The 2,402-nt window shown below is 41.6% G+C and carries 3 protein-coding genes; 1 reads left to right on the top strand and 2 read right to left on the bottom strand.

What is annotated here, in order from left to right; all coding sequences use genetic code 11:
* The coding region (locus tag PX636_RS12595) for a lipid kinase (protein ID WP_288117443.1) at positions 1-810 on the bottom strand (810 nt) is incomplete at its 3' end.
* A gap of 255 nt (positions 811-1,065) precedes the next feature.
* On the opposite strand from PX636_RS12595, the gene PX636_RS12590 reads away from it, so the two are divergent.
* A complete protein-coding gene (locus PX636_RS12590; protein WP_012267955.1) occupies positions 1,066-1,824 on the top strand; it encodes a sulfite exporter TauE/SafE family protein in 759 nt (252 codons plus the stop codon).
* A 265-nt stretch (positions 1,825-2,089) separates the two neighbouring features.
* Here the strand turns inward: PX636_RS12590 and PX636_RS12585 are convergent.
* Positions 2,090-2,402, bottom strand: a 313-nt coding sequence (locus PX636_RS12585) for an Rpn family recombination-promoting nuclease/putative transposase (RefSeq protein ID WP_288117441.1), incomplete at its 5' end; no start/stop codon positions are given.

The following is a 2,402-nucleotide window of genomic DNA, read 5'->3' as shown; positions in this document are numbered from 1 at the left end:
AGTAATTTCGCCATCGGTGTTAATACTATGGGGTTTACGAGTCTGAATTTGAATTTCTTTGCCGTTAAGAGTTCTCACCCAAGATAATAAACCCTGTTGTCCTCGCGGTAATGTCCATAAAAGCGGGAAAATTTGCCACCAGTGTTCAATTTCTAGGCTATATAAATCTAATCTTTGATCGTCGATTTGGGCATCATGAGCGATCGGCATTCCTCCCCCATAATAACGACCATTTCCGATCGCTATTTGTAGGGTTTTAACTTTGATATTTTGGCCATCAATACCGATCATAGCGGTAAAAGGACGAGTTTTACTTAATAACTGTAGGGCTGTCCAAGCGTAGGCCAAAATCCCCAAACGTCGCTTTAAACCCTTGTTCAGTTTTTGGGTAATTTTCACACTTAATCCTAAACTAGCCACGTTGAAAAAGTATTTATTATTTACCCAACCTAGATCGATATATTTTAAATTACCTTCCGCAATAATTCGACAGGCTTCGGCAATAGAATTCGGTATCCCTAAAGTCCGGGCTAAATCATTAGCCGTTCCCAAAGGTATAATGCCTAAAGGCAGTTGAGTTTCCACCAACACATCCACCATAGCATTAAGAGTCCCATCGCCACCACCGACGATAACTAAATCAATATTAGAGCGATATTTTTCCATCAAAAAAGGTATATCTTCTACCTTTTTCAAAGGGACGCTGATAATTTCAAAATCCCAATGATTGAGCAGCTCGACAGTTTGAGCAAAGTTTTCTTTACCCTTGCGCGAGTGACGATTAATTAGTAGTAAAGCTCTTTTAGTCATAGGTAAGTTTCTCAGCAGTGCCGGGATAAAGGTTATGTAATTAGGAGTTGCTGAATAAATGTGAAATATAGACGAGGTAAGGGTTTTAGTGGCTGGTTTTGCGAAACAGGTGCAAGTCCTGTAGGGGCGAAGCATTCGGGCATAAACTATCGCTGAAACCGTAGATTTTCTATCCGAATGCTTCGCCCTTACTTTTTCAGTAAGTCCTATGTATAATAGCAAATTCAGACCCTTCAAGGCCATGAACCGAAGATAATGGCAGACAATTACTTGATTTTACTGATAACAGGCGTTTTTTCGGGCTTATTAGCGGGTTTATTCGGTATTGGGGGTGGCACTATCTCCGTGGCGATCCTGTTAAATTTGGGCTACAGTTACGGGGAATCGGTGGCTACCAGCAGTTTAGCGATCGTTTTCACTTCCCTAGGGGGTACGATCCAAAATTGGCGATTAGGTTCCCTGAAATGGCAGCGAGTTCTCCTCTTAGGTTTACCCGGGATTTTTACGGCATTTATCGGGGTCTATCTGGTCAAATATAGCCCCAAACACCTCCTAGAAGCGGCTTTTGGTTGTTTTTTACTGCTCAATATCTATTTAACCAATCTCAAGCAAAATTTAAGCCAAAAAGAGTCAGTTTCTGCCATTAGATTGCATCCTAATCTAGCCTGTCTGCTAACCGGAGGAATCGCTGGATTTCTAGCCGGTATTTTCGGAATTGGCGGTGGGGCGATCATGGTGCCACTACAAATGATTTTTTTGGCAGAAAAGATCAAAATCGCCATTGTCACCAGTTTAGGTGTGGTTTTACTCAATTCGATCGCCGCCTGTTTCGCTCATGCCCAAGCCGGTCATATTCTTTATCTACAAGGGATTATTTTAGGTATCGGTGGTTCCCTAGGTGTACAAGTAACCACTCGTTTTTTACCGAAATTACCGGATCGATTGGTGCGGATTACTTTTTATATTTTTCTGCTACTGATGGCCATTTATTTCTTCATCCGCGCTTGCTCTTAGACCGCATCAACGGACTCGTTAAATCTCAACTTTCTAACCCTTCCAGTCTCTCCCTGATGGGCTTTTTCCGTATTCATCAATAAAAAACGGAGAATACTTGACAAATTCGGGGGGGTAGAATGGCGGAGATTATTGCTTTTAATCGCTCATCTATGGGGTATAAATCTTAACTTTTCCCAGTATTAGCCATAACATTAGCTTGAATCAATCAAATCAAACAGGATTTAGTATAACAGGACATCCTAGACATGAGGACATAAGGAGATTATGTCCCGTTTTGTATAGCTCTAACCTGTTTAACCTCTAACTCTAACGCAGATGCGACTTGCTCAACGCTTAACCCTAAGGCTAACAAACGAGGGACAGCCTCTAGTGCTTTGTTTAGTCTGCCTTGCTCAATGCCTTGCTCAATGCCTTGCTCAATGCCTTCCTGACGACCTTCCTGACGCGCTTCTTCGCGCACATCTTGAAAATACTGAGTTTGTTTTAATTCATCTAAACTAAACATAGTTTCTATCTCCCGACGATTGAGAAGCGGTAACTTATAAACGAGAATCGTCTCTATTAATTGTAAGAGT

The sequence above is a fragment of the Microcystis sp. M53598_WE2 genome (assembly GCF_030067735.1).
Classification (GTDB): Bacteria; Cyanobacteriota; Cyanobacteriia; order Cyanobacteriales; family Microcystaceae; genus Microcystis; species Microcystis aeruginosa.
Note: the sequence above shows the minus strand (reverse complement) of the source record. Positions and strands in the feature narration are given on the sequence as shown.

What these genes read in the sequence shown, in the direction of transcription:
- PX636_RS12590 (WP_012267955.1), top strand. Translation starts at nt 1,066, where the DNA reads ATGGCAGACAATTACTTGATTTTACTGATAACAGGCGTTTTTTCGGGC.